Here is a 2,681-nt window from a genome sequence, read left to right as displayed (position 1 = left end):
GCCCCAGCGCTGCTTGTCCGGCAGGAACGACAGGTCGGGCAGCAGCGGCGCGATCGGCGCCTCCTCGGCCGGCAGCCAGGCGACGTCGCGGCGATAGGCGTGGAAGTCCGCCGTCATCTCGACCTGGTAGGGCGCGCCGGGCGCGATCCGGCCGAGCGCGACGAAGGCGCGGCACGGATCCGACCCGCCGCGCGTGATGGTCGGCGCGTAATAGGCGATCCAGTCGCCGGGGGCCATGCGGGCCAGCGGCCCTGATTTGCCGTGGTTGACCTGGGCGAAGCTGCCGGCGACGCCGCGCCGGACATGGTCGCGGCAGGCGACGGCGATCCAGTGCCCGGTCATGGTGCCAGCGGGACCAGCACCCGCAGCCGGTGCCCGTCGGGATCGAGGGCGACGAAGGTTCGGCCGAAATCCATGTCGGTCGGCGGCTGGGCGATGGTCAGGCCGCGCCGCACCCAATCGGCATGGACGGCATCGGCATCCTCGGCGGTGAAGGCGACCTCGCCGCCGCCGCCCGCGGCCTGGGCCGCCGGTTCCACCGTGTGGCGCGACCACAGGCCCAGCATCACGCCGGGGCGCAGCACGAACATGGCGAAGGTCGGCGATTGTTCGACCGGCGCCTGGCCCAGCAGGTCGCCGTAGAACACGGCGCTGGCGGCCGGGCTGTCGACGTACAAAAGCACAAATCCGAATTCCGGCATGCGGTCCTCCATAAATCACAATACGTATAATACGTATTGTGATTTATGGCAATGGATCTTGACGCTGGCGCAGGGTCTGGCGGGGATGGCCGGTGACGTCATGCGTGTGCCAGGCCTGCGACTGGAACTTCAGGAACAGTGCTGCCCAGCGCCCCTGCGGGAACGAGAGCAGCACGGCGCCGTCCTGGCCGATGCCGTTGTCGCCGCGGAACCGCCCTTCCGGGCTGCCCTGGTTCATATGGATGTCGTGCATGCCGCGCGACGGCATGAAGCCGAACACATGGTCGGCCACCGGGTCCGGCCCGAACGGCTCGCCGAAGACGGTGATCATCGCCCCCGGCTCGGCGATGGCCCGGGCGACGACGCTGTCGATCTTCTCGTTCAGATCATTGTCCGGCCCCGGCAGCGTGGCCGGCAGCGGCCGCATGTGCGAGCGGTCGAACAGCGCCTGGCGGACATAGTCGAGGCCCAGCCCGGCATCGATCGTGGTCAGGCCCGGCGGCAGCGCCGCGACCTGGCCGGTCAGCACATGCTCGAAATCCGGATCGAGCACATATTCGACCAGGGACGGCCAGGACGAGCCTCGCACATTGATGGCGATGCGGTGGTCGAGGCCGCCGTCATCGACCCGGATGTGATAGTGCGGCGAGTCCTCGGTGGCGAGGCGCCGGTCGACCGGCCGCCCCTTGAGCACGGCATAGCGTTCGAGGACCACAGGCGGCGGCCGTTCCCCCGGCCGGCGTCAGGCCGTCGCGGTCTCGGCGAGCAACAAATCGAGCTTGCCGGCGCGTTCCAGCGCCTGGAGATCGTCATTGCCGCCAACATGGGTGCCGCCGACGAAGATCTGCGGCACGGTGTTGCGGCCATGGGCCAGCTGCCGCATTTCCTCGCGCCGCGATGGCTCGGCGATCACGTCGATCTCCTCGAAGCTCACGCCCTTCTGGGTCAGGAGCTTCTTGGCCATGTAGCAATACGGGCAGAACGGACTGGAGTAGACGGTAACGGATGACATGTGGATCCTCCGAAGAGTCCCTCGAATATGAGGATTTTTCGTCGGAGATGCCAGGGGGTCTTCCGTCGACGCATGGCGCCCACCCGCTGGACGCAGTTCACCCGCCCGGCGGGGGCACCCGGGCCAAGGTGACGACATCGACGCCGGCGGCCCCTTTCCGCCGCAGCACCCGGGCGCATTCGTCGATGGTGGCGCCGGTGGTCAGCACGTCGTCGACCAGCAGGATGCGCTTGCCGTCCACCAGGGCTTCGCGGCCGGGCCGCACGGCGAAGGCGCCGGCGACGTTGCGGTGCCGGGCATGGCGGTCCTGGCCGCCCTGGCTGGGCGTGGCCCGGCGGCGGATCAGCAGGTCCGGCGCGACCGGGCGGCCGGCGACGCGGCCGAGCGCATAGGCCAGCAGCGCCGCCTGGTTGTAGCGCCGTCGCAGCAGCCGCCAGCGGTGCAGCGGCACCGGCGCGATCACATCCGCGTCGGCCAGGAACGGCGCCGCCGCCCGTTCCAGCATGCGGCCGAAGGCCGGGGCGGCATGGGTCTGGTCGCCATGCTTGAACGCCAGGATCAGCTTCCGGCTGGCATCGTCGTACAGGAAGGCGGCGCGGGCGCGGTCCCAGCGCGGCGGCCGGGCCAGGCAGCCGGCGCAGATCGGGTCGTCGCCCGCCCCGGCCGCCGCCGCATGCTCGAAGGGCAGGCCGCAGCAGCGGCATTGCGGCGGTCCGAGAAAGGAAAGTTTCGCCCAGCAGGCGGAGCACAGCGCGCCGGGCGCCGCGATCTCCGTACCGCAGCCGAGGCAGCGCAGCGGCAGCACGGCGTCGAGCACGGCCAATCCGGCGCGGCGGACCCAGGGACCGAAGGCCGGGCGCATCGCCGCCGCCTCACTTGCCAAGGGCGACGCCCTCGCGCCGCGGATCTGTGCCGCCGAGCAGCCCGCCCTTGACGATCTGGACGCCCTGCAGCCCGCTGGGCTGGTC

5 protein-coding genes are annotated in these 2,681 nt (G+C 70.8%); all 5 read right to left on the bottom strand.

Annotation, left to right across the window (positions count from 1 at the left end; genetic code table 11):
- Positions 1 to 342, bottom strand: a 342-nt coding sequence (locus AC3XYG_RS29790) for an EVE domain-containing protein (protein WP_489143502.1), incomplete at its 3' end; no start/stop codon positions are given.
- Positions 339 to 701, bottom strand: coding sequence for a VOC family protein (locus AC3XYG_RS29785; RefSeq protein ID WP_489143501.1), 363 nt, complete (start codon positions 699 to 701; stop codon positions 339 to 341). The genes AC3XYG_RS29790 and AC3XYG_RS29785, both read right to left, overlap by 4 nt.
- A gap of 43 nt (positions 702 to 744) precedes the next feature.
- Positions 745 to 1,416 (bottom strand): DUF2278 family protein, encoded by a 672-nt coding sequence (locus AC3XYG_RS29780; protein ID WP_489143500.1) that lies wholly within the window; start codon positions 1,414 to 1,416, stop codon positions 745 to 747.
- Positions 1,417 to 1,443: 27 nt separating this feature from the next.
- A complete protein-coding gene (gene grxC / locus AC3XYG_RS29775; RefSeq protein ID WP_489143499.1) occupies positions 1,444 to 1,713 on the bottom strand; it encodes a glutaredoxin 3 in 270 nt (89 codons plus the stop codon).
- A 97-nt stretch (positions 1,714 to 1,810) separates the two neighbouring features.
- Positions 1,811 to 2,575 carry a ComFC family protein gene (locus AC3XYG_RS29770; protein ID WP_489143498.1) on the bottom strand — a complete coding sequence of 255 codons (765 nt, stop codon included), beginning with the start codon at positions 2,573 to 2,575 and terminating at the stop codon, positions 1,811 to 1,813.
- Between the last annotated feature and the right edge of the window lie 106 nt (positions 2,576 to 2,681).

This window comes from Inquilinus sp. (assembly GCF_057815775.1).
Note: the sequence above shows the minus strand (reverse complement) of the source record. Positions and strands in the feature narration are given on the sequence as shown.

Bases quoted from the DNA above. Each gene is read 5' to 3' on its own strand.
- AC3XYG_RS29770 (WP_489143498.1), bottom strand. From the start codon at position 2,575: ATGCGCCCGGCCTTCGGTCCCTGGGTCCGCCGCGCCGGATTGGCCGTG.
- AC3XYG_RS29785 (WP_489143501.1), bottom strand. From the start codon at position 701: ATGCCGGAATTCGGATTTGTGCTTTTGTACGTCGACAGCCCGGCCGCC.
- grxC (WP_489143499.1), bottom strand. From the start codon at position 1,713: ATGTCATCCGTTACCGTCTACTCCAGTCCGTTCTGCCCGTATTGCTAC.